Here is a 22,445-nt window from a genome sequence, read left to right as displayed (position 1 = left end):
CCTCATCGTTATTCCCGCGTGACCCCGCTCCGATAAATTGAGGTTAACGTGTCGCCGCAGCAACGCTCACGAAGACGTCACCGCGCCGCGCTCTCCGGCGGCTCCGGGGCGTAGACGCGGACCGCGGCGGGCAGGACGCGGAAATGCGCCGGGGTCGAGGTGACGATCTCGCCGTCGGCGTTGACCGGCATCGGGCGCCGGGTCTCGATGTCGAACTCCACCCCGCGGGCGGTCTCGACGTCGGTCCAGGCGCCATGCGCGCCGGAGCGGAAGGTCCGGATGCCGAGGGCGAGCTTCCAGACGTTGCGCATCCCGAGGCTGTAGAGGTCGAGATGGCCGTCGTCGATCTCGGCGGTCTCCTCGACCACCGCGCCGCCGCCGTAGTGCCGGCCGTTGCCGACGGCGATCTGCAGCGTCTTCGTCCGCATCCGCGAATCGCCCTCGTGGATCCAGGCCGAGAAGCGGCGGGCGCGGGCCAGCACCCGCATCCCGGCGAGCGCGTAGCCGAGCCGGCCCCAGCGCCGCTTCAGGTCGGAGGTGAGCTCGCGCGTCAGGTCGACCGAGAGCCCGATCGAGGCGACGTTGAAGAAGAGGTGGTCGTTGACCGAGCCGAGGTCCACGGCGCGCAGCCGGCCATGGGCGATCGCCTCGGCGGCGGCGGCGAGGTCGTCGGGGATGTGCAGCGTGCGGGCGAGGTCGTTCGCGGTGCCCATCGGCAGGATGCCGAGCGGCAGGCCGCATTCCATCATCGCGGGCGCGGCGCGCATCAGCGTGCCGTCGCCGCCGCAGACGACGATCGCGTCGACCTCGCCGGCGCGGCGCAGGATGTCGGAGGAGATCTCGTCCGGGCCGGAGAAGGTCTCGACGACCGTGTCGATCCCGACGGCGCCGAGGCGCTCCAGCGCCGGCTCGACGCCCTCCGATCCGCGCCGGGCGCGCGGGTTCACCAGGATCAGGGCGCGCCTGGGGGGCGCGAGCGCGGCGGGTGCGGGCCGCGGGGCGGCGGAGGAAGCGGCGGACATGGCCGCAAAGGTGAGGCCGCGTCGCCCGCCTTCAAGGGGCGCCCGCGCAGATGCGATGCGGGCCGGCTCAGTCGACGTAGCGGGCGTAGAGCCGGCACAGGCGGTCGGCGCCGCCGGTCCCATAGCGATGGCGCAGGCGCTCCATCGGGCTCTCGCCGGCGACGATGGCGGCGCGGAGCTGGGCGAGGAAGTATTCCTCGTCGCTGATCGGATCCTCGGGCGCCGCGCCCTCCGAGCGGGCGATCAGCTCGAGCACGACGGGTCGGGAGGGAATGCGGCGGGAGTGGAATGTCATGTCTGCCTCCTGGGGTCGCGTCGAGCCTAGGCAGAGGAAGGTTACCCGAGCGTGAGCGTGGCGTGACGCGAGGCCCCCGGCGGCCCCTTGCGCAGGGCGCGCGGCGCGGCCAGAGTGCGGCCCGCGCAACAAGCCGGCGAGCCGCCATGGTCCGGGGCCTCACCCTGCTCTTCCTGTGCCAGCTCGCCGGAGAGGTGATCGTGCGGGGCTTCGGCATCGCCTTTCCCGGGCCGGTCCTCGGCATGGCGATCCTGCTCGGCGGCATGGCGGCGTTCCGGCGGACCGGGCCGGCGCTCGACGAGGCCGCGGACGGCATCCTGCGGAACCTCTCGCTCCTCTTCGTGCCGGCGGCGGTGGGGGTGGCGCAGCAGGCGGGGCTGATCGCCGCCCACTGGGTCGCCATCGCCGCGGCGCTGGTCGTCTCGACGGTGCTGACGCTCGTCGTCACGGTCCTCACCTTCCGCGCGGTGGCGCGGCTCCAGGCGCGGAGGCGGCCGTGAACGACAGCGGGAACATCTACCGGATCTGGGTCTACCTCTCCGAGACGCCGCTCCTGTGGCTGACCGCCACGCTCGTCGCCTATGTCGCGGGGGACATGATCGCCGCCGCCTGCCGGCGGCATCCGCTGGCGAACCCGGTGATGATCGCGGCCGCGATCCTGATCGCGGTGCTGACGCTGACCGGCACGCCCTACCAGACCTATTTCGAGGGCGCGCAGTTCGTGCATTTCCTGCTCGGCCCCGCCACGGTGGCGCTCGCCGTGCCGCTGTGGCGGAACCGGACCCGGGTGGCGGCGAACCTCGTGCCGATGGCGGCGGCGCTCCTCGCCGGGTCGCTGACGGCGATCGTCACGGCGGGCGGCATCGGCTGGATGCTGGGGGCGCCGCGGCCGGTGGTGGCCTCGCTCGTCACCAAGTCGACGACGGCCCCGATCGCGATGGCGCTCGCGGAGAGCCTCGGGGGCATCCCGGCGCTCGCCGCGGTGCTGGTGGTGCTGACGGGGGTGCTCGGGGCGGTGATCGTCACCCCGCTGATGAACGCGCTCGGGGTGCGGGACTATGCGGCGCGGGGCTTCGCCGTGGGCGTCGCCTCGCACGGGATCGGCACGGCGCGGGCCTTCCAGGTCAGCGAGGAGGCCGGCGTCTTCGCCGGGGTCGCGATGGGGCTGAACGGCGCGCTGACGGCGGCGGCGTTCCTGGTCCTGCCGCTCCTCTTCTGATGATCTCGCACGCCTGGCGCTGCATCTTCGTCCACCAGAGGAAGAGCGCGGGAACCTCGGTCAAGGCGATGTTCCCGGACGCGACCGGCGCCGACCGGAGCCGGTTCAACCAGGGGATCCTCGCCCCCTGCTGGGACGAGGACGACCCCACGATCCGCGACTACCTGAAGTTCACGGTGATCCGGAACCCGTGGGACCGCTTCATCTCGGGCTGGAGGCATTGCCGCTCCACCAGGCACCGGAGCGTGCTCGACGTGCTGGAGAACCTGCCGCGGGAGAGCCTGCTCGCCAACGTCGTCGATCCCGGGGCGAGCTGGCCGGCGCGCTGGCACTACGGGCGGGAGATCCTGCGGCAGGCCAAGGACCGGGCCAAGTTCGCGGCCCGGACGGCGCTCGGGCGCGAGGACGAGCCGCCGCAGCGGGCGGGTCACGAGCATCGGCACGTGACCCGGCAGCAGGTGGAGACGGTGGTCCATCCCGACGGGCGGCTGGCGATGGACCGGGTGGTGTTCTTCGAGGACCTCGACGCCGGCCTCGCCGAGGTCTGCCGGGCGCTCGGCAAGCCGTGGTCGCCGCCGCCGGCGCTGCGGGTGAAGCGGGCCGGGGACGACTATCGGCGCCATTTCGACGACCGATCGCGCGCGGCCTTCGCCCGGGCGTTCCGGCGCGACATCGAGTACTGGGGCTATGACTTCGACACCGGATTGCCGTCCTGGCCGCGGACATGAGCCGCGGCGTTCACGCGTGAAAATTCGCTAAGCCATTGATTTGTGGCAGAGGTAAATGAGATCCTTACGCCGGTTCCCCACGTGGACGAGTAGCACACTGCACGACAGTGGAGAGGAAGCCCGGCCCGAAGCAGGTCGCAACGCCGAAGCCAGACGGATTTGACCCGTGGCAAATCCGTCCGCGATCGCCCCTGCGGGGGGCGAGCGCGATTCCGCGCTCGCCGGGGCGCTCACGGACGGATGGCGCGCTCCCGGAGAAATCTGCGCCCCTCACGGCTTCCGCGCCAACGCGCTCCAGCCGTCGGCGCGGCGAAAGCCAGGCTTTCGCTTGTCGCGCCGCAGCCTCGCGGGCGAAGCCCGCTTCGGTCGCTCCGCGCTCGCGCGCGCCCCGTGGATCCAGCAGGGCAGACAGGTGTCGTGCAGTGTGCCAGTAGTTTGTTATATTATAACGAACTTATATAAATCAATGGCTTGACTAATTTTCACGCGTGAACACCCGGCGCCTGACCCCGCCCCTGTTTGCGCAGGATCAAAGCGGCCGACCTTCGCGGGTGCTCTCCTCGCCCCATCCACAGCGCAGGAGGGCGGCATGGCCATCGGTCCGGACGACGTGGCGCGGGTGCGGGCGAGCCTGCCGCTGATCCGCGAGCGCTTCGAGCCCGCCTCGTCGCGCTTCTACGACAACCTCTTCGCCATCGCCCCGGAGATGCGGCTGCTCTTCCGCGGCGACATGGACGACCAGGGGATGCGCTTCATGTCCACCCTCGTCGCCATCGCCGACATGATCGACGACCCCGACGCGCTCGCCGCCGAGGTCGCCGGCCTCGCCGTCGCCCATGCCCGGATCGGCATCCGCGCCGAGCACTTCCCGCCGCTCGGCCACGCGCTCCTCGTCACGCTCGGCGAGACCCTCGGCTCCGCCTTCACCCCGGAGCTGCAATCCGCCTGGCGCGCCGCCTACGCGGCGATCGCCGAGGCGATGGCCCGGCAGGGCGCCCGCGCCTCGGCCTGAACCCGCGCCCTCCTGGGGCCGCCGCGCCACGCCCCCGCGCAAGACGGCGCCGCCGGGGTTGATTTTCGCGCCGGTTCCGGCATTCTGGCCCGCGACGTGCGCCAAGACACGCGAGCAGTATCCCAGAGGCTACCCCAGGTGCGACTCCGTCGCCTCGTCACCGTTGCCGCGCTGGCGGCGCTCGGCGCCTGCTCCGGCGTCGAGCGGCCCCCGAGCACCACCATCGACGCCTGCCGCATGCAGACGGAGCGGCCGCACTGGTTCAAGGCCATGCGCAAGACCGAGGCGAGGTGGGGCGTGCCCGTCTCCGTCCAGCTCGCCACCATCTCGCGGGAATCGAGCTTCGTCGGCGACGCCCGCCCGACCACCAAGGTGAAGGGCCTGTTCTTCACCCGCGAGGTGCAGCGCTCGTCGGCCTACGGCTACGCGCAGGCGATCGACGGCACCTGGGACTGGTACATGCGCGACACCGGCCGCCGCGGCGCCGACCGCGACGACTTCGCCGACGCCTCGGACTTCATCGGCTGGTACATGAACCTGAACCAGCGGCTGAACGGCGTCTCGACCCGCGACGCCTACAACCAGTACCTCGCCTATCACGAGGGCAAGGCCGGCTACGCGCGCGGCAGCTACCGCAACAAGCCCTGGCTGCCGCCGGTGGCGCGCGACGTCCAGGCCTGGGCCGACCGCTACGAGGCGCAGCTGCAGGCCTGCGCGCGCTGACGCCGCGCCCGCGCCGGGGCAGGAGGCCGCGACGAGGATGGACCGCCTGACCGAGATGGAGGCCTTCGTGCGCGTCGTGGACCACGGCGGCTTCACCGAGGCCGCGCGCAAGATGGGCCTCTCCAAGTCGGCGGTCTCCAAGCACGTCGCCGCGCTCGAGGCCCGCCTCGCCGTGCGCCTCCTCAACCGCACCACGCGGCGCGTCAGCCCGACCGAGCTCGGCCTCGCCTACTACGACCGCGCCCGCGGCGTCCTCGCCGGCGCCCTCGAGGCCGACGCCATGGTCACCTCGATGCAGGACGCGCCCCGCGGCTCGCTCCGCGTCTCGGTCCCGGTCAGCTTCGGCATCGCCCGGCTCGCGACGGCCGTGCCGCTCTTCCTGCGCGCCTGCCCCGAGGTCGACGTCAACCTCGTGCTCGACGACCGCTTCGTCGAGGTGATCGCCGAGGGCTTCGACCTCGCCGTCCGCATCGGGGCGCTCGAGGATTCCTCGCTCAAGGCCCGCAAGCTCGCCGAGGCCCGCCGCGTGCTGGTCGCCGCCCCGGACTACGTCGCCGGCATGGGCGCGCCGAAATCCCTCGACGACCTCGGCGAGCACCGGCTCCTGCATTCCTCGAACCTCGCCACCGGCAACTTCTGGCGCCTCCGCGGCGCCGGCGGCGAGGAGCGCCACATCCGCGTCGGCGGCCGGCTCACCGCCAACAACGCCGACGTCCTGCTGCACGCCGCCGAGGCGGGCCTCGGCATCGCGCTCCTGCCCTCCTTCATCCTCGGCGACGCGCTGGAGGCGGGGCGCCTCGTCGAGATCCTGCCCGGGCGCGCCCCCGACCTGATGGGCGTCTGGGCGCTCTACCCGCCGGGCCGCTATCCCCAGCCGAAGCTCCGCGCCTTCGTCGACTTCCTCGCCGAGCATTTCCGCGGCCGCGGTCCCGACCGCTGGTGACGCGCGCCCCCGGGGGTTTGAATCCCGGACCGGAATGGCTTAGATTCGACCCTCGCATCGCGAGGAGCGCCGCGCCTTGGAAAGCCCGTCCAGCGGCCGTCTCAACCGGGACGGCATCAAGATCCACGATCCGGCGGACTTCGCCGGGATGCGGGCGGCCGGCCGCGTCGTCGCCGACGTCCTCGACCGCATCGGCCCGCTGGTCGTGCCGGGCGTCGAGACCGCCATGCTCGATTCCGAGATCCACCGCATGGTGCGCGAGGCCGGGGCCACTTCGGCGACCGTCGGCTACAAGGGCTACCGCCACGCCTCCTGCATCAGCGTCAACCACGTCGTCTGCCACGGCATCCCGGGCAACAAGATCCCCGGCCGCTCCAGCGACGCGCTGCGCGACGAGGACATCGTCAACATCGACGTCACGGTGATCGTCGACGGCTGGTACGGCGACTCGAGCCGGATGTACGTGGCGGGCACGGCCAGCCGCAAGGCGGAGCGGCTGGTCGACATCACCCACGACGCCCTGATGGAGGGCATCGCGCAGGTCCGCCCCGGCGCCACCTTCGGCGACATCGGCGCCGCCATCCAGCGCTTCGCCGAGGCGCATCGCTGCTCGGTGGTGCGCGACTTCTGCGGCCACGGGCTCGGGCGGGTGTTCCACGCCGCGCCGAACGTGCTGCACTACGGCCGCTGGGGCGCCGGCCCGATCCTCGAGCCGGGGATGTTCTTCACCATCGAGCCGATGATCAACCTCGGGCGTCCGGAGACGCGCATCCTCGACGACGACTGGACCGCGGTCACCCGCGACCGCTCGCTCTCGGCGCAGTTCGAGCACTCGGTCGGCGTCACCGAGACCGGCGTCGAGATCTTCACCGCCTCGCCGGCCGGCCTCTTCCACCCGACCTCGGCCCCCACCCCGCGCGGCTGACGCATCGGCGGCTTTGCGCCGGTCCGCCCCGCCGCCCATGCGGCGCGGGGCGAATGTCGTATCCCGCCATGATTGTGTCGTCAGCGAGGTTGACAACCCTCGCGATCGGCCGCAGGCGGGGCCGGTGCATCAGGCCGAGCCCGCCACGGCGCCGTGCGCCCCGAAAGCCGCCGCCGGCGTTCCGGAGGCTGCGCCAGCGACGCGCCGCGCCGGAGACGCCGCCGGCTTCGGCCCGGAGCTCCTGATCCTCGCCGCCACCTTCGCGACCGCGCTCGCCTGCCGCGCCCTCGGCTTCGGCGAGGGGGCGCTCCTCGGCGCCACCCCGGCCTCGGGCGTCGCGCTCTTCGCCGCGGTGATCCGGCGACGGCGGGGCGCGGCCGCCGCGGCCGCCGGCTTCTGGCTCGCCGGGCTCGCCGGCGGGCTCGCGCCGGCGCCCGCGGCGATCGACGCCGCCGCCCACGGCATCGCCGCCCTCGCCGGGGCCGCGACGATGCGCAGCCTCGCGCGGCGGCGGGCGGAGCGCAGCCGCACCAGCGACTGGCTGATCCTCCTCGCCGGCGTCGGTGTCTTCTCCGCGACCGTCGCGGCGGCGTTCCTCGCGGCCGGCCTCGCCGGCGCGCCGGTCGCGCCGCCGACGGCCTGGAAGACGGCGTTCCTCGCGCTGGTCTTCGAGCCTCTCGGCCTGCTGATCGCCGGGGCGGCGATCGCCAGCCTCGGCGAGGCCCATCTGGTGCGCGGCGACCTGCGCCCGGCGCTGGTCACCGCGGCGCTGGGGCTCGCGCTCCTCGGCGGCTTCCGGCTCCTCCTCGACGCGCCGCTCCCGGGGCCGAGCCCGAGCGGCGTCCTGCTCGCCAGCGCCATCCCGTTCTGCGTCTGGATCGCCATGCAGAAGCGCAGCCTCGACGGGGCGGCGCTGTCGTTCTTCATGGCGCTCGCGGCGCTGGTGATGCTGCTCGCGCGGGTCGGCACGGTGGCGGGACCGGACTTCGTGACCGCGGTCATCTACCTGACGGTGCTGGTGGCGGTCTGCCAGCTCGTCCACGCCGTCAACCGCGACCGGCTCGCCGCGCTCGCCGAGGTGGAGGCGCGCAAGCGCGACCTCGAGGCGCGGGTGGCGGAGCGCACCGCCCGGCTCGCCGCGATGACCGAGCGCGCGCTGGCGGCCGACGCCGCCAAGACCCGCTTCCTCGCCACCGTGTCGCACGAGGTGCGCACGCCGCTGAACGGCATCCTCGGGATGGCGAGCGTCGTGCTGGCCGAGCCCGGCCTCGAGCCGAGCCTGCGCAACTCGGTCGCGACCATCCGCACCTCCGGCGTCCACCTCCTCGACGTCATCACCCGGCTCCTCGACTTCACCCGGCTGGAGAGCCGCCGGGGCGAGACGGAGGCCGAGAGCTTCGATCTCGGCGCGCTCGTCGAGGAGGTGCTGGTCGAGGCGCGCTTCCTCCCCTACGCCGGGGGGCTCCGGCTCGCCGCCGACATCGCCCCCGGACTGCCCCGCCGCCGCGTCGGCCAGCGCCTCGGGCTGCGGCAGGTGCTGACCAACCTCGTCGGCAACGCCGCCAAGTTCACCGAGGCCGGATCCGTCACCGTCGTGGTCCGCCCGCTCGCCGGCGACGGCCTGCGCATCGAGGTGCGCGACACCGGCGAGGGCGTGCCGGCCGAGGCGCGCGAGCGGATCTTCCTGCCCTACGAGCAGGCGCCCTCGGGGCGCCATGTCGGCGGCTCGGGGCTCGGCCTCGCGATCTGCGCCGAGGTGGTGCGACGGATGGGCGGCCGCATCGGCGTCGAGGACGCCCCCGGCGGCGGCTCGACGTTCTGGATCGAGGTGGCGCTCCGCCTCGCCGCGCCCGCCGAGCCGGCGGGTCAGCCGATCAGGTCGTAGCGCCCGGCGATCAGCGCGAGCTCGCTCAGCAGCGCCGCCGCGAGCACGCAGGCGTCGACGCGCCGGTCCCGCGCCCGGGCCGCCGCCAGCGCCGCCGCCGCGAGCCCGATCTGCCGCAGCGGATAGAGCGGCCCCAGCCACGCGAAATGCGCCTCCCCCTTCAGCCGCGTGTCGATCAGGTCGCAGAGCAGCAGCGCCGCGAGCAGGCAATAGAACCACGCCCGCCGCGCGTCGAACCACGCGTCGAGCCGCGCGAAATCGTCGATCGCGTCCGGCGTCAGCACCGCGCAGGTGAAGAAGTAGAGCGCCGCATAGAGCACCGTGAACGCATAGATCTCGAACCGCCACGTCACCGTGGCCAGCCCGAACTCGAACCACCAGAGATGCAGCGTCGCGATCAGCAGGAAGAGCGCCCAGCCGAGCCAGATCGCCGACAGCCGCGCATGGCCCGGATGCTGCACCAGCCGCGCCAGCGACAGGAGGAGCCGCGTCAGCGTCAGCCCGACCACGACGCCGACCAGCACCCGGACATGCAGGAAGGCCTCGTGCTGGCTCGGTCCGTCCATCGCCCCTCTCCGGCAAGCGCCCGCCGTGATGCCAGCCCGCCCGCCCGCTGGCAACCTCGCTTGCGCCGGCGGCCGCGGGGCGCTAAGCGCAAACTCGATGGAAATGGTCGGAATAGGGGCGGGACGACGCGACCCGGCGCCGGACGGCACGGTCCGCCTGGCGCTCGCCGGCGTGTCGCACGGCTACGACGGCGTCGACGTGGTGAGCGACGTCTCGCTCGAGCTCGAGGCCGGCGAGGTCGTCTGCCTGCTCGGCCCCTCCGGCTGCGGCAAGTCGACGCTCCTCAAGATCGCCGCCGGGGTCGAGCGCCAGCGTGCCGGCACGGTCGCGCTCGACGGCCGCATCGTCTCCGACGCCGCCCGCCACCTGCCGCCCGAGGCGCGCGGCGTCGGGCTGGTCTTCCAGGACTTCGCCCTCTTTCCCCACCTGCGCGTCCTCGACAACGTCGCCTTCGGCCTGCGCGGCCCCCGCCCCGAGCGCGAGCGCCGCGCGCTGGCGCTCATCGACCGGGTCGGCCTCGCCGGGCACGCGGCGAAATACCCCCACCAGCTCTCCGGCGGCGAGCAGCAGCGCGTGGCGCTGGCCCGCGCGCTCGCCCCGCAGCCGCGCATCCTCCTGATGGACGAGCCCTTCTCCGGCCTCGACGACCGCCTGCGCGACGAGGTGCGCGACGAGACGCTCGACCTCCTCAAGGAGGAGGGGGCGGCGGTGCTCATGGTCACCCACGAGCCCGAGGAGGCGATGCGCATGGCCGACCGCATCGCGCTGATGCGCGCGGGCCGCATCGTGCAGCAGGCCCCGCCCTTCGAGATCTACAACGCCCCGGCCGACAAGGCGGCGGCGCTGTTCTTCTCCGACCTCAACGTGCTCCCCGGCGTCGTCCGCGACGGCGCGGTCGAGACGGCGTTCGGCAGCTTCCCCGGCGAGGGCCGCCCCGAGGGCGCCGCGGTCGAGGTGGCGATCCGCCCCCAGCACCTGCGCATGGACTTCGACCGCAACGGCGGCGGGCCGAGGCCGACCGCCCGCGACGGCGCCCCGGCGCGCAGCCGCGTCGTCCGCGCCCGCTTCGTCGGCGACCAGTCGATCGTCGAGCTCCAGGTCGAGAACGGCGGCCCCCTCCTCAAGGCGAAGGTCCCCGGCGTCTTCCTGCCGCGCCCCGGCACCCCGCTCTGGCTCTCCGCCCCCCGCGAGCGCTGCTTCGTGTTCCCGCGTTGATCGACCCCTCCCGCGCCGGCTCGCGTTCGCGCGAGCGGGCGGTTTGGGGTTTGATCATCCCCCCGAGGCGGCATATGTGAAGAGGCGAGCGCGCCCGCCCCCGGGGAAGGCGCGCCGCAAGGGAGAGAGACATGCTGAACAACATCGGCCCGGCAGGTCTGCTGCTCATCGCCATCGTCGTCCTCGTCCTGTTCGGGCGGGGCAAGATCGCCGGCTTGATGGGCGAGGTCGGCAAGGGCATCACCAGCTTCAAGCGCGGCATCAAGGAAGGCGCCGACGAGATCGAGCACGAGCGCCGCAACGCCGCCGCCGACGCGGCCCGCGACGTGACGCCCGAGAAGGAGAAGGTGTGACCCGCTAGGGGTCGCGCTGCGCCATGTTCGACATCGGCTGGGGCGAGCTGTTCCTGATCGGCGTCGTCGCGCTGATCGTGGTGGGCCCGAAGGATCTGCCGGGGCTGTTCCGCACGGCCGGGCAGTTCATGGGCCGCGCCCGCGCCATGGCGCGGGACTTCCAGCGCTCGATGGAGGCCGCCGCCGACGAGAGCGGCCTCAAGGACGCCACCCAGCAGCTGAAGGCCCTCGACCGCCTGAACTACTCGGCGACCGCCTCCGCGCGCAAATACGCCGAGAGCGTGGTCAAGGACATCGACAAGACCGTCGAGGGCCCAGCCCCGGCCGCCACGGCGACGGCCGCCGCGACCGCCGCCGCCCCGGCCTCCGCCGATGCGGCGCCGGCGACGCCTTCGGCTCCAACCTCCGCCTCTGCCGCCCCTGCCTCCGCGGCTGCGGCGGCCGCCGCGCCCGCCTCCGTCGCAGCCCCGTCGACTCCCGCGCCGGCTCCGGCGCCTGAGGCCGCCCCCGCCGACGGCGGCAAGCCATGACGGACGCCAAGGACGAGATCGACGACTCCACCGCGCCGCTCATCGAGCACCTCGCCGAGCTGCGCACCCGGCTCATCTACTCCGTCGTCGCCTTCGCCGTGGCCATGGTCGCCTGCTTCACCGTCGCCGGCCCGATCTTCGACTTCCTCGCCGCGCCGATCGCCGGCCTGCTCATCGACCACGGCCAGGAGCCGCAGCTGATCTTCACCGGGCTCCAGCAGGGCTTCATGACCCAGGTGCGGATCTCGGTCTTCGGCGGCTTCGTCGTCGCCTTCCCGATCATCGGCTACCAGCTCTGGCGCTTCGTCGCCCCGGGCCTCTACCGCAGCGAGAAGCGGGCCTTCCTGCCGTTCATGATCGCCTCGCCGCTCCTGTTCCTGCTCGGCTGCGCCTTCGCCTTCTACGTGGTGATCCCGCTCGCCTACGACTTCTTCCTCGGCTTCCAGCAGTTCGGCGCCGGCGCCCCCGTCGAGGGCCAGGACGTCGAGATCCAGTTCCTCGGTACGATCAACGAGTACCTCTCGCTGACCATGAAGTTCATGATCGCCTTCGGCGTCTGCTTCCAGCTGCCCGTGGCGCTCACCCTGATGGGCATGGCCGGCCTCGTATCGGCCAAGGGCCTCTCGAAGTTCCGCCGCTACGCCATCGTGCTGATGCTGATCACCGCCGCCATGGTCACGCCGGGGCCGGACGTCCTGTCCCAGCTTATCCTCTTCGCGGCGATCTACCCGCTCTACGAGATCTCCATCCTGCTCGTCCGCTCCGTCGAGCGGAAGCGCGAGGCCGAGCTGCGCGCCGCCGGCCTCTGGGACGAGGAGCTCGAAGGCGCGAGCGACGGGACGTGACGGGCGGCGAGGACGCGCTCGCGCGGATCGCCGCCGCGCTCGAGCGCCTGAGCCCGCCGCCGGCCCCGCCGCCCGACCTCGACGCGGCCGCGGCCTTCGTCTGGCGCCCCGACCCCGACCGCCTCGACCCGGTGCCGAAGGTCTCGCGCGTCGAGCTCGCGCTCCTCGTCGGCGTCGACCGCGCCCGCGACACGCTCCTCGCCAACACCCGGCAGTTCGCCCGCGGCTATCCCGCCAACAACGTCCTGCTCTGGGGCGCCCGCGGCATGGGCAAGTCCTCGCTCGTCAAGGCCGCCCACGCCGCCGCCGCCGCCGAGAGCCCGGGCCTGAAGCTCGTCGAGCTGCACCGCGAGGACCTGCCGACCATCGGCCGCCTCCTCGGCCTCCTGCGCGGCGCCCCCCAGCGCTTCCTGCTCTTCTGCGACGACCTCTCCTTCGAGAAGGACGACGCCCACTACAAGAGCCTCAAGGCGGTGCTCGACGGCGGCGTCGAGGGCCGCCCCGAGAACGTCGTCCTCTACGCCACCTCGAACCGCCGCCACCTGATGCCGCGCGACATGATCGAGAACGAGCGCCAGACCGGGGTGAACCCCTCCGAGGCGGTCGAGGAGAAGGTCTCGCTCTCCGACCGCTTCGGCCTGTGGCTCGGCTTCCACAACTGCTCGCAGGACGACTTCCTCGCGATGATCCGCGGCTATTGCGACGCCTACGGCATCGCGATCCCCGACGACGAGCTGCGCGCCGGCGCGATCGAATGGAGCCAGACCCGCGGCGGCCGCTCCGGCCGCGTCGCCTGGCAATACGTCACCGACCTCGCCGGCCGCCGCGGCGTGCGGTTGGGCTAGACCCGCCGCCACGGGGTCGGAGCTGCGCGGAGTCCCGGGTCATGTCGATCGTCTCGCATCGCCACCGGATGATCTTCCTCAAGACCCGCAAGACCGCGGGCTCCTCGCTCGAGATCTGGCTCGCCTCCCGCCTCGACCCGGAGACGGACCTCGCCGCGCTGACCGCCGACCTGCGCGATCATCGACCCGACCTGGCCGCGGCGCTTAAGCCGAGAGGCCTCGCGCCCCCCGCCACCGCCGCGCAGGTGCGCGCGCTGGTGGGCGACGCGGTCTGGCGCAGCTACTTCAAATTCGCCGTCGAGCGAAATCCCTGGGATCGGCTGATCTCGCTCTGGCGCTGGCGCCAAAGCCACCGCCATGCTCCCATCTCGCTGGAGGCCTTCCTCGACGCCATCGCCGAAGGCTCCCCCTCCCGCCTGAAATCCGCGAACGCCGACGGTTGGTCGAACTGGCCGATCTACAGCATCGACGACCAGATCGCCGTCGATCGCGTGGTCCTCTACGAGGAGCTGGAGACGGGCCTGACCGAGGCGCTGGCGCAGGTCGGCATCGCCTATGACGGGGCGCTTCCCCGGGCAAAGTCGGGCGCCCGCTCGAAGGGCGACACCATCAGGTTGCTTTCGGAGGGCCAGCGCGCGCTCATCGCAGATCTTTGCCGCAAGGAGATCGGCGCCTTCGGTTTCTCGCTCGGGGAAGGCTAGGCAGTGGCGTTCAGGATGTTCGTGGACGCCGACGGCGTTCCCTACAGCGATTACGGGGTCTATCGCGGCCTATCCATCGGCCGCCAGCGCAGCATCCTCGCCGCCGCCGAGCGCGGCCTCTGGTACTGGAACCAGTTCTTCCGCCGGGACGAGGCGCCGGTCCTTCTGAGCTACGACTGGACGAAATGGCCGGCGAACTTCGACGAGTTCCGGCCATCCGGCCAGGCGGAGGCGCGACGGATGCTGCTCTGCTGCGCCGACTGGCTGCTCGCCAACGTCGAGCGCCGCGACGGCTTCAGGGTCTGGGTCTATACCTACCCCTTCTCCTACGACACCGGGCCGGGGTGGCGGTCGGCCCACGCGCAGGCGGTCGGCGCGCAGCTCCTCGCCCGGGCCGCCGAGGTGAGCGGCGACGCCGCCTATGCCGCCCCGCTCGACGATCTCCTCGCGGCCTTCCCGGTAGACGTCGCCTCCGGGGGGCTGTCCACACGAACCGCCGCAGGCAACCTGTGGTTCGAGAAGATGGCGGACCCGGGCAATCAGCAGCCGAAGGTGCTGAACGGACTGCTCTTCGCCGTCCTCGGACTGCTCGACGTCGGCACGCGCGCCGCGTCTCCCGTCGCGGCGGAGCTCGCGGCGAGCGGGATGGCGGCGGCGCTGGAGCTGATGCCGAGGTTCGACCTCGGCGACTGGTCGGCCTACGACATCCATGGCCGGCGGGCGTCGCGGCACTACCACGCCATCCACGTCCGGCAGCTGGCGATCCTGTCCCGCGTCGATCCGGCGTTCGCCCCGTGGCGCGCCCGCTTCGAAGCGCAGGCGCAGCCTGCGCCGGACGCCGGCGGGTGATCGGAACCACTTTGGGCTATGGCCGTCTTGCGCGCGTCCGGGAAGTCTGCGCCTAATTCGGCGCCGGCCGCGGAGCCGGGGTCTTGGGACGGAACGCCTTGAAAACCACGGGCTTCGCCCGCGCGCTTGTCCTTGTGGCGCTGCTCGCCTCCCCGCGGGCGGGCGCCTTCGAGTTCGCCGCCGCCGTCGGCATGGACAACCTCCGCGGCAACGGCGTTCCCGACTACGCCGTCGAGGCGCGCACCGGCCCGCTCTGGACTCGCCCCCGCTTCGAGCTCGCCCTCGGCGCGGCGGTGGAGGCCGACGACAGCGACCTCTGGGCCGGCGCCGGGCCGGTGCTGTTCTTCCCCCTCGGCGACCGCCTGCGGCTCGAGGCGAGCGTCATGCTCGGCGGCTACGGCGAGGGCGAATGGGGCAACGACCTCGGGACCGAGTTCCCGATGTTCCGCTCGCAGCTCGGCTTCAGCGTCGCGGTGGCCGAGAACTGGTGGCTCGGCCTGATGGCCAACCACAAGTCCAACGCCTCGACCGCCGTCGACAATCCCGGCATCGAGAGCGTCCTCCTCGTCGTCGCCCACCGTTTCTGACCTTCGGGCTAACGCAACGTGAAAGAGTGGCAAGCCGGATTCCAGCCGCGCACACTACACGACACCTGTCTGCTCTGCTGGATCCACGGGGCGCGCGCGACCGACCGACCGACCGAAGCGGGCTTGCCCGCGAGGCCCGGCGCGACAGGCGAAAGCACGGCTTTCGCCTGTCGCGCCGACGGCTGGAGCGCGTTGGCGCGGAAGCCGTGAGGGGCGCCGATTTCTCCGGGAGCGCGCCATCCGTCCGTGGTCGCCCCGGCGAGCGCGGCGACGCGCTCGCCCCCCGCAGGGGCGATCGCGGACGGATTTGCCGCGGGTCAAATCCGTCTGGCGTCAGCGTCGCGGCCAGCCTCGGGCCGGGCTTCCTCTCCACTGTCGTGCAGTGTGCCAGCCGCGTTCCGGCCCCGATTTTTTCAGCCGGCCCAAAGGCTTTTGCCCCCCGGAGCGACGGCCGTGAAAAACCGACCCGCGGGCGCCGCGGAACCTCGCGGCGGCGCCCCCGTTGATGGCGGCATCAGCAAGGAGGACCGCGATGCCCACCCCCGAGGAGCTGACCGCAAAATTCTGGAAGGCCCTGCGCTCGGACATGACCGTCATGCTTGGCCTCCCCGGCCGCGACCACGGCCATTCCCGCCCGATGACCGCCCAGCTGGAGGGCGAGGACGAGGGCCCGATCTGGTTCTTCACCTCCACCGACGCCGATCTCGTCCGCGAGCTGAAGGCCGGCGACCACGCCGTGATGACCTTCGCCGACAAGGGCCACGACGTTTTTGCCTGCGTTCACGGCAGCTTGCGCATCGACAACGACCGGGCCACGATCGACCGGCTGTGGAACCGCTACGTCGCCGCCTGGTTCGAGGGCGGCAAGGACGACCTCAGGCTCGCCCTGCTGCGGCTCGACCCGAAGGAGGCCGAGATCTGGGAGAACGCCGCCAGCCTCTTCGCCGGCGTCCGCCTCCTCCTCGGCGCCGACCCCAAGGAGGACTACAAGGACAAGGTCGCCAAGGTGAGCCTCGCCTGACGCCTCCGGCCCGTCCGGGGACTTGCCTGCGCCCGCCAGCCCGGCGAAGCTCGCGGTCCCCGGAGGAGCCCCGCCGATGCCAGCCCCAACGCCCCAAGACCGCCTCGCGGCGACCCTCGCCGCCATCGACGCCGCCAACGCCGCCGACCCCACCTCCGACCCGACCGGCCGCCCCGCCGCCCTCGTCTACGGCGAGCGGATGAGCGCGGAGCTGGCGCGCCTCTTCCCGGAAGCCTCTGAAAACCTTCAGATCGCCGCCCGCGGGCAGCATATCGAGCGCTGGAGGCTGCCCCGCGACGCCTATCCCGACGACCGCCCCGGCTACCTCGCCTGGCGCGTCGAGCAGGGCCGCCGCCACGCCGCCCGGGTCGAGGCCCTGATGGCCGAGGCCGGCTATGGCGAGGCCGACCGCGCCCGCGTCGGGGCGATGCTCCGCAAGGAGGGCCTGAAGCGCGACCCCGAGACGCAGGCGCTGGAGGACGTGATCTGCTTCGTCTTCCTGCGCTGGCACTTCGCCGAATTCGCCCCGCAACATCCCGACGACATCGTGCGGATCGTCGCGAAGACCGCCCGCAAGATGTCGCCCGAAGCCCGGAGCCGGGCGGTGGCGGAGTTTGACCTGCCGCCCGAGCTCGCCGCCGCGATGGCCGGATGAGCGCCGCCCCCGAAGTCGCCCGCGACCTCGCTCGCGACCTCGCCGGCCGCCGCTTCGCGACCGTGCTGGCCGACCCGCCCTGGCGTTTCGCCAACCGGACCGGAAAGGTGGCCCCCGAGCACCGCCGCCTCGGCCGCTATCCGACGCTGACGCTTGCGGAAATCTGCGCGCTGCCGGTCGCGGACCACCTGGAGGCGACGGCGCATTGCTATCTCTGGACCCCCAACGCGCTCCTGCCCGAGGGGCTGGAGACGCTGCGGGCCTGGGGGTTCGACTACAAGGCGAACCTCATCTGGCACAAGGTGCGCAGGGACGGCGGGTCGGACGGGCGCGGCGTGGGATTCTACTTCCGCAACGTCACCGAGATCCTGCTCTTCGGGGTGCGGGGCCGCAACGCCCGCACCCGGGCGGCGGGGCGGCGCCAGGTGAACCTGATCGCCAGCCGCAAGCGCGAGCACTCGCGCAAGCCGGACGAGCAATACCCGCTGATCGAGGCCTGCTCCCCCGGCCCCTACCTCGAGCTCTTCGGCCGCGGCCTGCGCGACGGCTGGACGGTCTGGGGGAACCAGGCGACCGAGGCCTACCGGCCGGGCTGGGACACCTACGCCTACAATTCCGGGACCGCAGCGGAGTAGGCGCGGACCTGCGCCGCCGTTCACGCGTGAAAATTCGTCAAGCCGTTGGTTTCATGGAAGCGCACCCTGTGAACCCGCGCGTGTCGCGCGGGCTCCGGGGTTCCGCTCACGCCTTGGCGGCCAGCCGCAGGCCGAGGTCGCGGAGCTGCTCGTTGGTGGGGACGGAGGGGGCGCCCATCATCAGGTCCTCGGCGCGCTGGTTCATCGGGAACATGATGACCTCGCGGATGTTCTCGGCGCCGGCGAGCAGCATGACGATGCGGTCCACCCCCGGCGCGATGCCGGCATGGGGCGGCGCGCCGGTGCGGAAGGCCGACAGCATGCCGCCGAAATGCTCGTCGACGAAGGCGCGGTCGTGGCCGACGATCTCGAAGGCCTTGTACATCAGCTCGGGCTTGTGGTTCCGCACCGCGCCCGAGGAGAGCTCCACGCCGTTGCAGACGATGTCGTACTGGTAGCCGAGGACGTCGAGCGGGTCCTGCGTCGTGAGCGCCTCCAGCCCGCCCTGCGGCATCGAGAAGGGGTTGTGGCTGAAGTCGAGCTTTCCGCTGTCCGGGTCGCGCTCGTACATCGGGAAGTCGACGATCCAGGCGAAGTCGAACCGGTCCTCCACCGTCAGCCCCAGCTCGCGGCCGATGACGTTGCGGGCCTTGCCGGCCACCGCCTCGAACTTCGCCGGGAGGCCGCCGAGGAAGAACACCGCGTCGCCGGTCCCGACGCCCATCTGCTGCCGGATCGCCTCGGTGCGCTCGGGGCCGAGGGCCTTGGCGACCGGGCCGGCGGCCTCGACGCCCTCGCCCGCCTCCCGCCAGAAGATGTAGCCCATGCCGGGCAGGCCCTCGCTCTGGGCGTAGGCGTTCATGCGGTCGCAGAAGGCGCGGGAGCCGCCGCCGGGGGCGGGGATGGCGCGGACCTCCGTGCCCGGCTGTTCGAGGATCGAGGCGAAGACCTTGAAGCCCGAGCCGCGGAAGTGCTCGCTCACCACCTGCATCCGGATCGGGTTGCGCAGGTCGGGCTTGTCGGAGCCGTACCAGAGCATCGCGTCGCGATAGGCGATGCGCGGGAAGTCAGGGGTGACTGGTTTTCCCGCGCCAAAAGTTTCGAAGACCCCGCGCATCACCGGCTCGATCGCCTGGAAGACGTCCTCCTGCGTCGCGAAGCTCATCTCCATGTCGAGCTGGTAGAACTCGCCGGGGGAGCGGTCGGCGCGGGGGTCCTCGTCGCGGAAGCACGGCGCGATCTGGAAGTAGCGGTCGAAGCCCGCCACCATGATCAGCTGCTTGAACTGCTGCGGGGCCTGGGGCAGCGCGTAGAACTTGCCCGGGTGGAGGCGCGAGGGGACAAGGAAGTCGCGGGCGCCCTCGGGCGAGGAGGCGGTCAGGATCGGGGTCTGGAACTCGGTGAAGCCCTGGCCGTGCATCGCCTCGCGCAGGTGGCGGATCACCTTCGAGCGCAGCATGATCGTGTGGTGCAGGCTGTCGCGGCGGAGGTCGAGGAAGCGGTACTTGAGCCGGGTCTCCTCGGGATACTCGGCGTCGCCGAAGACCTGCAGCGGCAGGTCGCCCTCGACGGCGGAGAGGACCTCGACGTCGCGGATGAAGACCTCGATCTCGCCGGTCGGGATCTTCGGGTTGACGAGGGCGGCGTCGCGGGCCTTCACCTCGCCGTCGATGCGGACCACCCACTCGGCGCGGAGCTTCTCGGCCTCGCGGAAGGCCGGGCTGTCGCCGTCGCAGAGCACCTGGGTCACGCCGTAATGGTCGCGCAGGTCGATGAAGAGGACGCCGCCGTGGTCGCGCACCCGGTGGACCCAGCCGGAGAGCCGCACGGTCTCGCCGACGTCGGCGAGGCGCAGGTCGGCGCAGGTATGGGTGCGATAGGCGTGCATCGGCGGCCTCGTCGGGATGGGGAAAGGCCGGCCGGACATACCGGGGGGCCGCCCGCTAGGCAATAGCCGGGCGGCGCCGGGCCGGCGGCGGGGGCGAGGCGCGCACGGGTGTTCACGCGTGAAAATTCGACAAGTCATTGATCTTGCTTATTTAGTTATAATGTAACATTTAAATCCCAGACTACACGACAGTGGAGAGAAACCCCGGTCGGGAGAGTGCGGGACGGTGACGGCAGACGGATTTGACCCGTGGCAAATCCGTCCGCGATCGCCCCTCGGGGGGCGAGCGCGATTCCGCGCTCGCCGGGGCGATCACGGACGGATTGCGCGCGACGGAGAAATCTGGACCCCTGACGGCTTCCGCGCAACCGCGCTCCAGCCGTCGGCGCGGCGAAAGCCCTGCTTTCGCTTGTCGCGCCGCAGCCTCGCGGGCAGAGCCCGCTTCGGTCGGGGGGAGCGACGCGGCCTCGGGCGGCGACCGGCTCCTGTCGTGTAGTGTGTTTAAATCCCCCGCGACACGACGGAGGCTGTGTCCGGTCCGGCAAGGGGTCGACCAGCGGCGAGGCCGCGTCCCGCGACGGCTCCCGCTGGGTGACATGCGCATGTCAACCTGCTCGGGGCGGAGCGGTTCTGCTCGGGCTCGTCCAGCAGCAGGCGGGCGCCGCCAAGGCGTCAGGCGCGGCGGGATGCGCCGCGGCGGAGGGCGGCGAGGCAGGCTGCGCCGGCGGCGAGGAGCCAGCCGGTGGCGGGGGCCGGGACCGGGGCGACCGTGACGGAGTCGATGATCGAGTAGGCGGCGTGGCCGAGCAGGGTCTCGCCGACGTCGCCGGGGGAAACCTGCGCGACAGGACGGGGGAGCGCGGCGCGGCGCGGGGGAGCCGAGGGGATGGACTTGGGAACGGCGCTGCGGTCGCGCCGTGCGGTCAGCGGGTGAGGAGGGCGATCCAGGCGGCGCCGAGGGCGAGGCAGGCGAGGGAGACGGGGACGCCGGCGCGGCAGAACTCGCCGAAGCCGATCCGCACGCCGCGCCGCGCCGCCTGCTCGACCACGATGATGCCGGCGAGGCTGCCGAAGACCACGAGGTTCGAGGAGAAGCCGGTGCCGAGCGCGATGGCGGCGCCGAGCGCGTCGGCTTCCGCGCCGCGGTCGAGGAACGGGGCGAGCAGCATCACGGCCGGGTTGTTGCCGACGACGTTGGAAAGGACCGCGGCGACGCCGTAGAGCGGCATGGGCTCGGAGAGGTCGAGGCCGACGTCGCGCAACCCGGCGAGCAGGCGCTGCGGCAGGCCGGTGGCGGCCAGCGCCGCGTTGACGACGAAGAGCCCCATCAGCATCAGGATCAGGTTGCCGTCGACGTTGCGCAGGAGATCGCCCGAGGCGACCTGGCGGTTGACGAGCAGGACCGCGGCGGCCCCGAGCGCGACGAGGTCGCGGGGCCAGTCGGTGAGGACGAAGGCGAGCACCACGGCGACGGCGACCGCCGCCGCCTTGAGGGTCTCGAGCCGGTTCGGGGCCGGCGGGGCGGCGACGGCGACGGGGCCGGCGGGCGCGGCGTGCGGCAGGGTCCAGCGGCCGCGATAGAGCAGGGCGACCACGCCCCAGACGATGGCGAGCGACAGGACCGCCGGGACGGCGGCGAGCCGCAGGAAGCCGGTGAAGGAGAGGTGCAGCGCCTCGGCGGCGATCATGTTCTGCGGGCTGCCGATCAGCGTCCCGGCGGAGCCGGCGTTGGCGGCGAAGCAGAAGCCGAGCAGGAAGGGCGTCGGGTTCAGGCCGCGGGCGAGGGTGATCGAGACGAGGAGCGGGGTCATCGCCACGACGACCACGTCGTTGGTGAGCACCGCCGAGAGCGCGCCGCCGACCGCGACGAGGAGGGCGAGGAGCGCGGGCGGGGCCGCGTCGCGGCTGGCGATCCTGCCGGCCGCCCAGGCGTAGAAGCCGGAGACGACGAAGGCGGCGGAGACGACCATCAGCCCGAACAGGAGCCCGATGGTGTGGTAGTCGATCGCCGCCCAGGCGACGTCGGCGGCGATGCGGCCGGCGGCGATCAGCACGAGCGCGCCCACGACGGCCGCGCCGGTGCGGTCGACCTTGAAGCCCGGCAGGTGCCCGAGCCCCATCGCGAGGTAGACGAGCAGGAAGACGGCGACGGTCAGGTCCAAGCCGGGTCTCCGGGGCTGCGGGGCCGGCCATCGGCGCCCTTCCCAGGCAGGCGGGTTTGGCGTAGGATGCCCGCATTGCGCCTGAACCGTCCATGGCGGTCCCGCCCCTTTTTCCGACGGGGTCGCGCCTTTCGCATTCGTGCCGACCCGTCCCGATCCCCGACCGATCGCCGCGGCGTCGCGGTCCGTCGCGTGCTCGTGGCCGGCGGCGCGGCTTCATTGGAGGTCGAATACGTGATCAACCGGAAATCCTTCTACGAGACCGCCCGCCTCTCGCTGTTCGGCGGGACGATGAGCAAGAGCCAGGTCGAGGGGATCGAGGGCATCCTCGACGTCTGGGAGAAGGAGCACGGGAAGGAGGACGACCGCTGGCTCGCCTACATGCTGGCGACCGTGCATCACGAGACCGACCGCACGATGCGGCCGATCAAGGAGTACGGCGGGCCGAGCTGGTACAAGAAGATGTACGACATCACCGGGATGCGGCCGACGCTCGCGAAGAAGATGGGCAACACGGCGCCGGGGGACGGGCTGAAGTATTTCGGCAGGGGCTACGTCCAGCTGACGTGGAAGTGCAATTACGAGGCGATGAGCAAGATCTGCGGCGTCGATCTGGTGGCGAATCCGGACCGGGCGCTGGAGGTGGGGGTCGCGACCAGGGTGATGTTCCACGGCATGATCAAGGGGACGTTCACCGGCAAGAAGCTCGGGGACTACTTCGCCGGCAAGACCCAGGACTGGGCGAACGCGCGGCGGATCATCAACGGGACCGACAAGGCCAACGTGATCGCCGAGCACGGGCGGCGCTACTACGCGGCGATCTCCTACACCACGGGCTGA

At 72.2% G+C, this 22,445-nt stretch carries 25 protein-coding genes; 20 read left to right on the top strand and 5 right to left on the bottom strand.

Going from position 1 to position 22,445, the window contains the following annotated elements; genetic code table 11:
• Positions 1 to 77 precede the first annotated feature (77 nt).
• Together KBB57_RS03400 and KBB57_RS03395 are read right to left on the bottom strand one after the other, a co-directional pair.
• On the bottom strand, positions 78 to 1,022 hold the full coding sequence (locus KBB57_RS03400) for a lipid kinase (RefSeq protein WP_290746803.1): 945 nt from the start codon (positions 1,020 to 1,022) through the stop codon (positions 78 to 80).
• A 67-nt stretch (positions 1,023 to 1,089) separates the two neighbouring features.
• Positions 1,090 to 1,317: a hypothetical protein gene (locus KBB57_RS03395; protein WP_290746800.1), complete on the bottom strand. Its 228-nt coding sequence runs from the start codon at positions 1,315 to 1,317 to the stop codon at positions 1,090 to 1,092.
• Between the two features lie 146 nt (positions 1,318 to 1,463).
• Here KBB57_RS03395 and KBB57_RS03390 point away from each other — a divergent pair, with 146 nt between their 5' ends.
• The 8 genes from KBB57_RS03390 to KBB57_RS03355 all read left to right on the top strand — a co-directional run bounded on the left by KBB57_RS03390 (position 1,464) and on the right by KBB57_RS03355 (position 8,752).
• Entirely contained in the window at positions 1,464 to 1,817 is a 354-nt protein-coding gene (locus KBB57_RS03390; RefSeq protein ID WP_290746797.1) for a CidA/LrgA family protein, read from the top strand.
• Positions 1,814 to 2,536, top strand: a complete 723-nt coding sequence (locus KBB57_RS03385; protein WP_290746794.1) for an LrgB family protein — start codon at positions 1,814 to 1,816, stop codon at positions 2,534 to 2,536. The genes KBB57_RS03390 and KBB57_RS03385 overlap by 4 nt, the downstream gene beginning before the upstream one ends.
• Positions 2,536 to 3,264 (top strand): sulfotransferase family 2 domain-containing protein, encoded by a 729-nt coding sequence (locus tag KBB57_RS03380; RefSeq protein ID WP_290746791.1) that lies wholly within the window; start codon positions 2,536 to 2,538, stop codon positions 3,262 to 3,264. The genes KBB57_RS03385 and KBB57_RS03380 overlap by 1 nt, the downstream gene beginning before the upstream one ends.
• Before the next feature lie 589 nt (positions 3,265 to 3,853).
• A complete protein-coding gene (locus KBB57_RS03375; RefSeq protein WP_290746788.1) occupies positions 3,854 to 4,276 on the top strand; it encodes a globin domain-containing protein in 423 nt (140 codons plus the stop codon).
• 138 nt (positions 4,277 to 4,414) lie between these two features.
• Positions 4,415 to 4,999 (top strand): lytic transglycosylase, encoded by a 585-nt coding sequence (locus KBB57_RS03370; RefSeq protein WP_290746785.1) that lies wholly within the window; start codon positions 4,415 to 4,417, stop codon positions 4,997 to 4,999.
• A gap of 37 nt (positions 5,000 to 5,036) precedes the next feature.
• Positions 5,037 to 5,942, top strand: coding sequence for a LysR family transcriptional regulator (locus KBB57_RS03365; protein WP_290746782.1), 906 nt, complete (start codon positions 5,037 to 5,039; stop codon positions 5,940 to 5,942).
• 76 nt (positions 5,943 to 6,018) lie between these two features.
• Positions 6,019 to 6,867 (top strand): type I methionyl aminopeptidase, encoded by an 849-nt coding sequence (gene map, locus KBB57_RS03360; protein ID WP_290746779.1) that lies wholly within the window; start codon positions 6,019 to 6,021, stop codon positions 6,865 to 6,867.
• Positions 6,868 to 6,991: 124 nt separating this feature from the next.
• Positions 6,992 to 8,752 (top strand): ATP-binding protein, encoded by a 1,761-nt coding sequence (locus tag KBB57_RS03355; RefSeq protein ID WP_290746776.1) that lies wholly within the window; start codon positions 6,992 to 6,994, stop codon positions 8,750 to 8,752.
• Here the strand turns inward: KBB57_RS03355 and KBB57_RS03350 are convergent.
• Positions 8,734 to 9,318, bottom strand: coding sequence for a hypothetical protein (locus tag KBB57_RS03350; protein ID WP_290746774.1), 585 nt, complete (start codon positions 9,316 to 9,318; stop codon positions 8,734 to 8,736). The two genes, KBB57_RS03355 and KBB57_RS03350, sit on opposite strands and share 19 nt — an antisense overlap.
• Positions 9,319 to 9,421: 103 nt before the next feature.
• On the opposite strand from KBB57_RS03350, the gene KBB57_RS03345 reads away from it, so the two are divergent.
• The 11 genes from KBB57_RS03345 to KBB57_RS03295 all read left to right on the top strand — a co-directional run bounded on the left by KBB57_RS03345 (position 9,422) and on the right by KBB57_RS03295 (position 17,555).
• Positions 9,422 to 10,534 (top strand): ABC transporter ATP-binding protein, encoded by a 1,113-nt coding sequence (locus KBB57_RS03345; RefSeq protein ID WP_290746895.1) that lies wholly within the window; start codon positions 9,422 to 9,424, stop codon positions 10,532 to 10,534.
• A gap of 131 nt (positions 10,535 to 10,665) precedes the next feature.
• Complete coding sequence (locus KBB57_RS03340) at positions 10,666 to 10,887, top strand: twin-arginine translocase TatA/TatE family subunit (RefSeq protein ID WP_290746771.1); 222 nt, start codon at positions 10,666 to 10,668, stop codon at positions 10,885 to 10,887.
• A 23-nt stretch (positions 10,888 to 10,910) separates the two neighbouring features.
• A complete protein-coding gene (gene tatB / locus KBB57_RS03335; protein WP_290746768.1) occupies positions 10,911 to 11,417 on the top strand; it encodes a Sec-independent protein translocase protein TatB in 507 nt (168 codons plus the stop codon).
• Positions 11,414 to 12,262 (top strand): twin-arginine translocase subunit TatC, encoded by an 849-nt coding sequence (gene tatC / locus KBB57_RS03330; RefSeq protein ID WP_290746765.1) that lies wholly within the window; start codon positions 11,414 to 11,416, stop codon positions 12,260 to 12,262. The genes tatB and tatC overlap by 4 nt, the downstream gene beginning before the upstream one ends.
• Positions 12,259 to 13,107: an ATP-binding protein gene (locus tag KBB57_RS03325; protein WP_290746762.1), complete on the top strand. Its 849-nt coding sequence runs from the start codon at positions 12,259 to 12,261 to the stop codon at positions 13,105 to 13,107. Before tatC ends, KBB57_RS03325 begins: the two co-directional genes overlap by 4 nt.
• Before the next feature lie 41 nt (positions 13,108 to 13,148).
• On the top strand, positions 13,149 to 13,808 hold the full coding sequence (locus tag KBB57_RS03320) for a sulfotransferase family 2 domain-containing protein (protein WP_290746759.1): 660 nt from the start codon (positions 13,149 to 13,151) through the stop codon (positions 13,806 to 13,808).
• A gap of 3 nt (positions 13,809 to 13,811) precedes the next feature.
• The gene (locus KBB57_RS03315; RefSeq protein WP_290746756.1) at positions 13,812 to 14,657 is read left to right on the top strand and encodes a D-glucuronyl C5-epimerase family protein; all 846 of its coding nucleotides are present in this window, start codon (positions 13,812 to 13,814) and stop codon (positions 14,655 to 14,657) included.
• 98 nt (positions 14,658 to 14,755) lie between these two features.
• Entirely contained in the window at positions 14,756 to 15,244 is a 489-nt protein-coding gene (locus tag KBB57_RS03310; protein WP_290746753.1) for an acyloxyacyl hydrolase, read from the top strand.
• A gap of 532 nt (positions 15,245 to 15,776) precedes the next feature.
• Positions 15,777 to 16,265, top strand: a complete 489-nt coding sequence (locus KBB57_RS03305; protein WP_290746750.1) for a pyridoxamine 5'-phosphate oxidase family protein — start codon at positions 15,777 to 15,779, stop codon at positions 16,263 to 16,265.
• 76 nt (positions 16,266 to 16,341) lie between these two features.
• Positions 16,342 to 16,920 carry a DUF4202 domain-containing protein gene (locus KBB57_RS03300; RefSeq protein WP_290746747.1) on the top strand — a complete coding sequence of 193 codons (579 nt, stop codon included), beginning with the start codon at positions 16,342 to 16,344 and terminating at the stop codon, positions 16,918 to 16,920.
• Positions 16,917 to 17,555: an MT-A70 family methyltransferase gene (locus KBB57_RS03295; protein WP_290746744.1), complete on the top strand. Its 639-nt coding sequence runs from the start codon at positions 16,917 to 16,919 to the stop codon at positions 17,553 to 17,555. The genes KBB57_RS03300 and KBB57_RS03295 overlap by 4 nt, the downstream gene beginning before the upstream one ends.
• Before the next feature lie 106 nt (positions 17,556 to 17,661).
• On the opposite strand, the gene aspS is transcribed toward KBB57_RS03295, so the two are convergent.
• Positions 17,662 to 19,443: an aspartate--tRNA ligase gene (gene aspS / locus KBB57_RS03290; RefSeq protein ID WP_290746742.1), complete on the bottom strand. Its 1,782-nt coding sequence runs from the start codon at positions 19,441 to 19,443 to the stop codon at positions 17,662 to 17,664.
• Between the two features lie 923 nt (positions 19,444 to 20,366).
• Positions 20,367 to 21,605 (bottom strand): SLC13 family permease, encoded by a 1,239-nt coding sequence (locus KBB57_RS03285; RefSeq protein WP_290746739.1) that lies wholly within the window; start codon positions 21,603 to 21,605, stop codon positions 20,367 to 20,369.
• Between the two features lie 234 nt (positions 21,606 to 21,839).
• On the opposite strand from KBB57_RS03285, the gene KBB57_RS03280 reads away from it, so the two are divergent.
• On the top strand, positions 21,840 to 22,445 hold the full coding sequence (locus tag KBB57_RS03280; RefSeq protein ID WP_290746736.1) for a glycoside hydrolase family 19 protein: 606 nt from the start codon (positions 21,840 to 21,842) through the stop codon (positions 22,443 to 22,445).

This window comes from Amaricoccus sp., from assembly GCF_017993425.1.
In the GTDB taxonomy this organism is placed as follows: Bacteria; Pseudomonadota; Alphaproteobacteria; order Rhodobacterales; family Rhodobacteraceae; genus Amaricoccus.
The sequence above is the reverse complement of the archived record's forward strand: the minus strand, read 5'-3'. Positions and strand labels throughout refer to the sequence as shown.

Excerpts from the sequence above, each read along its gene's own strand:
- KBB57_RS03320 (WP_290746759.1), top strand. The coding sequence starts at position 13,149 with ATGTCGATCGTCTCGCATCGCCACCGGATGATCTTCCTCAAGACCCGC.
- KBB57_RS03380 (WP_290746791.1), top strand. The coding sequence starts at position 2,536 with ATGATCTCGCACGCCTGGCGCTGCATCTTCGTCCACCAGAGGAAGAGC.
- KBB57_RS03305 (WP_290746750.1), top strand. The coding sequence starts at position 15,777 with ATGCCCACCCCCGAGGAGCTGACCGCAAAATTCTGGAAGGCCCTGCGC.
- KBB57_RS03300 (WP_290746747.1), top strand. The coding sequence starts at position 16,342 with ATGCCAGCCCCAACGCCCCAAGACCGCCTCGCGGCGACCCTCGCCGCC.
- KBB57_RS03375 (WP_290746788.1), top strand. The coding sequence starts at position 3,854 with ATGGCCATCGGTCCGGACGACGTGGCGCGGGTGCGGGCGAGCCTGCCG.
- KBB57_RS03345 (WP_290746895.1), top strand. The coding sequence starts at position 9,422 with ATGGTCGGAATAGGGGCGGGACGACGCGACCCGGCGCCGGACGGCACG.
- KBB57_RS03390 (WP_290746797.1), top strand. The coding sequence starts at position 1,464 with ATGGTCCGGGGCCTCACCCTGCTCTTCCTGTGCCAGCTCGCCGGAGAG.
- aspS (WP_290746742.1), bottom strand. The coding sequence starts at position 19,443 with ATGCACGCCTATCGCACCCATACCTGCGCCGACCTGCGCCTCGCCGAC.
- KBB57_RS03395 (WP_290746800.1), bottom strand. The coding sequence starts at position 1,317 with ATGACATTCCACTCCCGCCGCATTCCCTCCCGACCCGTCGTGCTCGAG.
- KBB57_RS03365 (WP_290746782.1), top strand. The coding sequence starts at position 5,037 with ATGGACCGCCTGACCGAGATGGAGGCCTTCGTGCGCGTCGTGGACCAC.
- KBB57_RS03340 (WP_290746771.1), top strand. The coding sequence starts at position 10,666 with ATGCTGAACAACATCGGCCCGGCAGGTCTGCTGCTCATCGCCATCGTC.
- KBB57_RS03350 (WP_290746774.1), bottom strand. The coding sequence starts at position 9,318 with ATGGACGGACCGAGCCAGCACGAGGCCTTCCTGCATGTCCGGGTGCTG.
- tatC (WP_290746765.1), top strand. The coding sequence starts at position 11,414 with ATGACGGACGCCAAGGACGAGATCGACGACTCCACCGCGCCGCTCATC.
- KBB57_RS03295 (WP_290746744.1), top strand. The coding sequence starts at position 16,917 with ATGAGCGCCGCCCCCGAAGTCGCCCGCGACCTCGCTCGCGACCTCGCC.
- tatB (WP_290746768.1), top strand. The coding sequence starts at position 10,911 with ATGTTCGACATCGGCTGGGGCGAGCTGTTCCTGATCGGCGTCGTCGCG.
- KBB57_RS03400 (WP_290746803.1), bottom strand. The coding sequence starts at position 1,022 with ATGTCCGCCGCTTCCTCCGCCGCCCCGCGGCCCGCACCCGCCGCGCTC.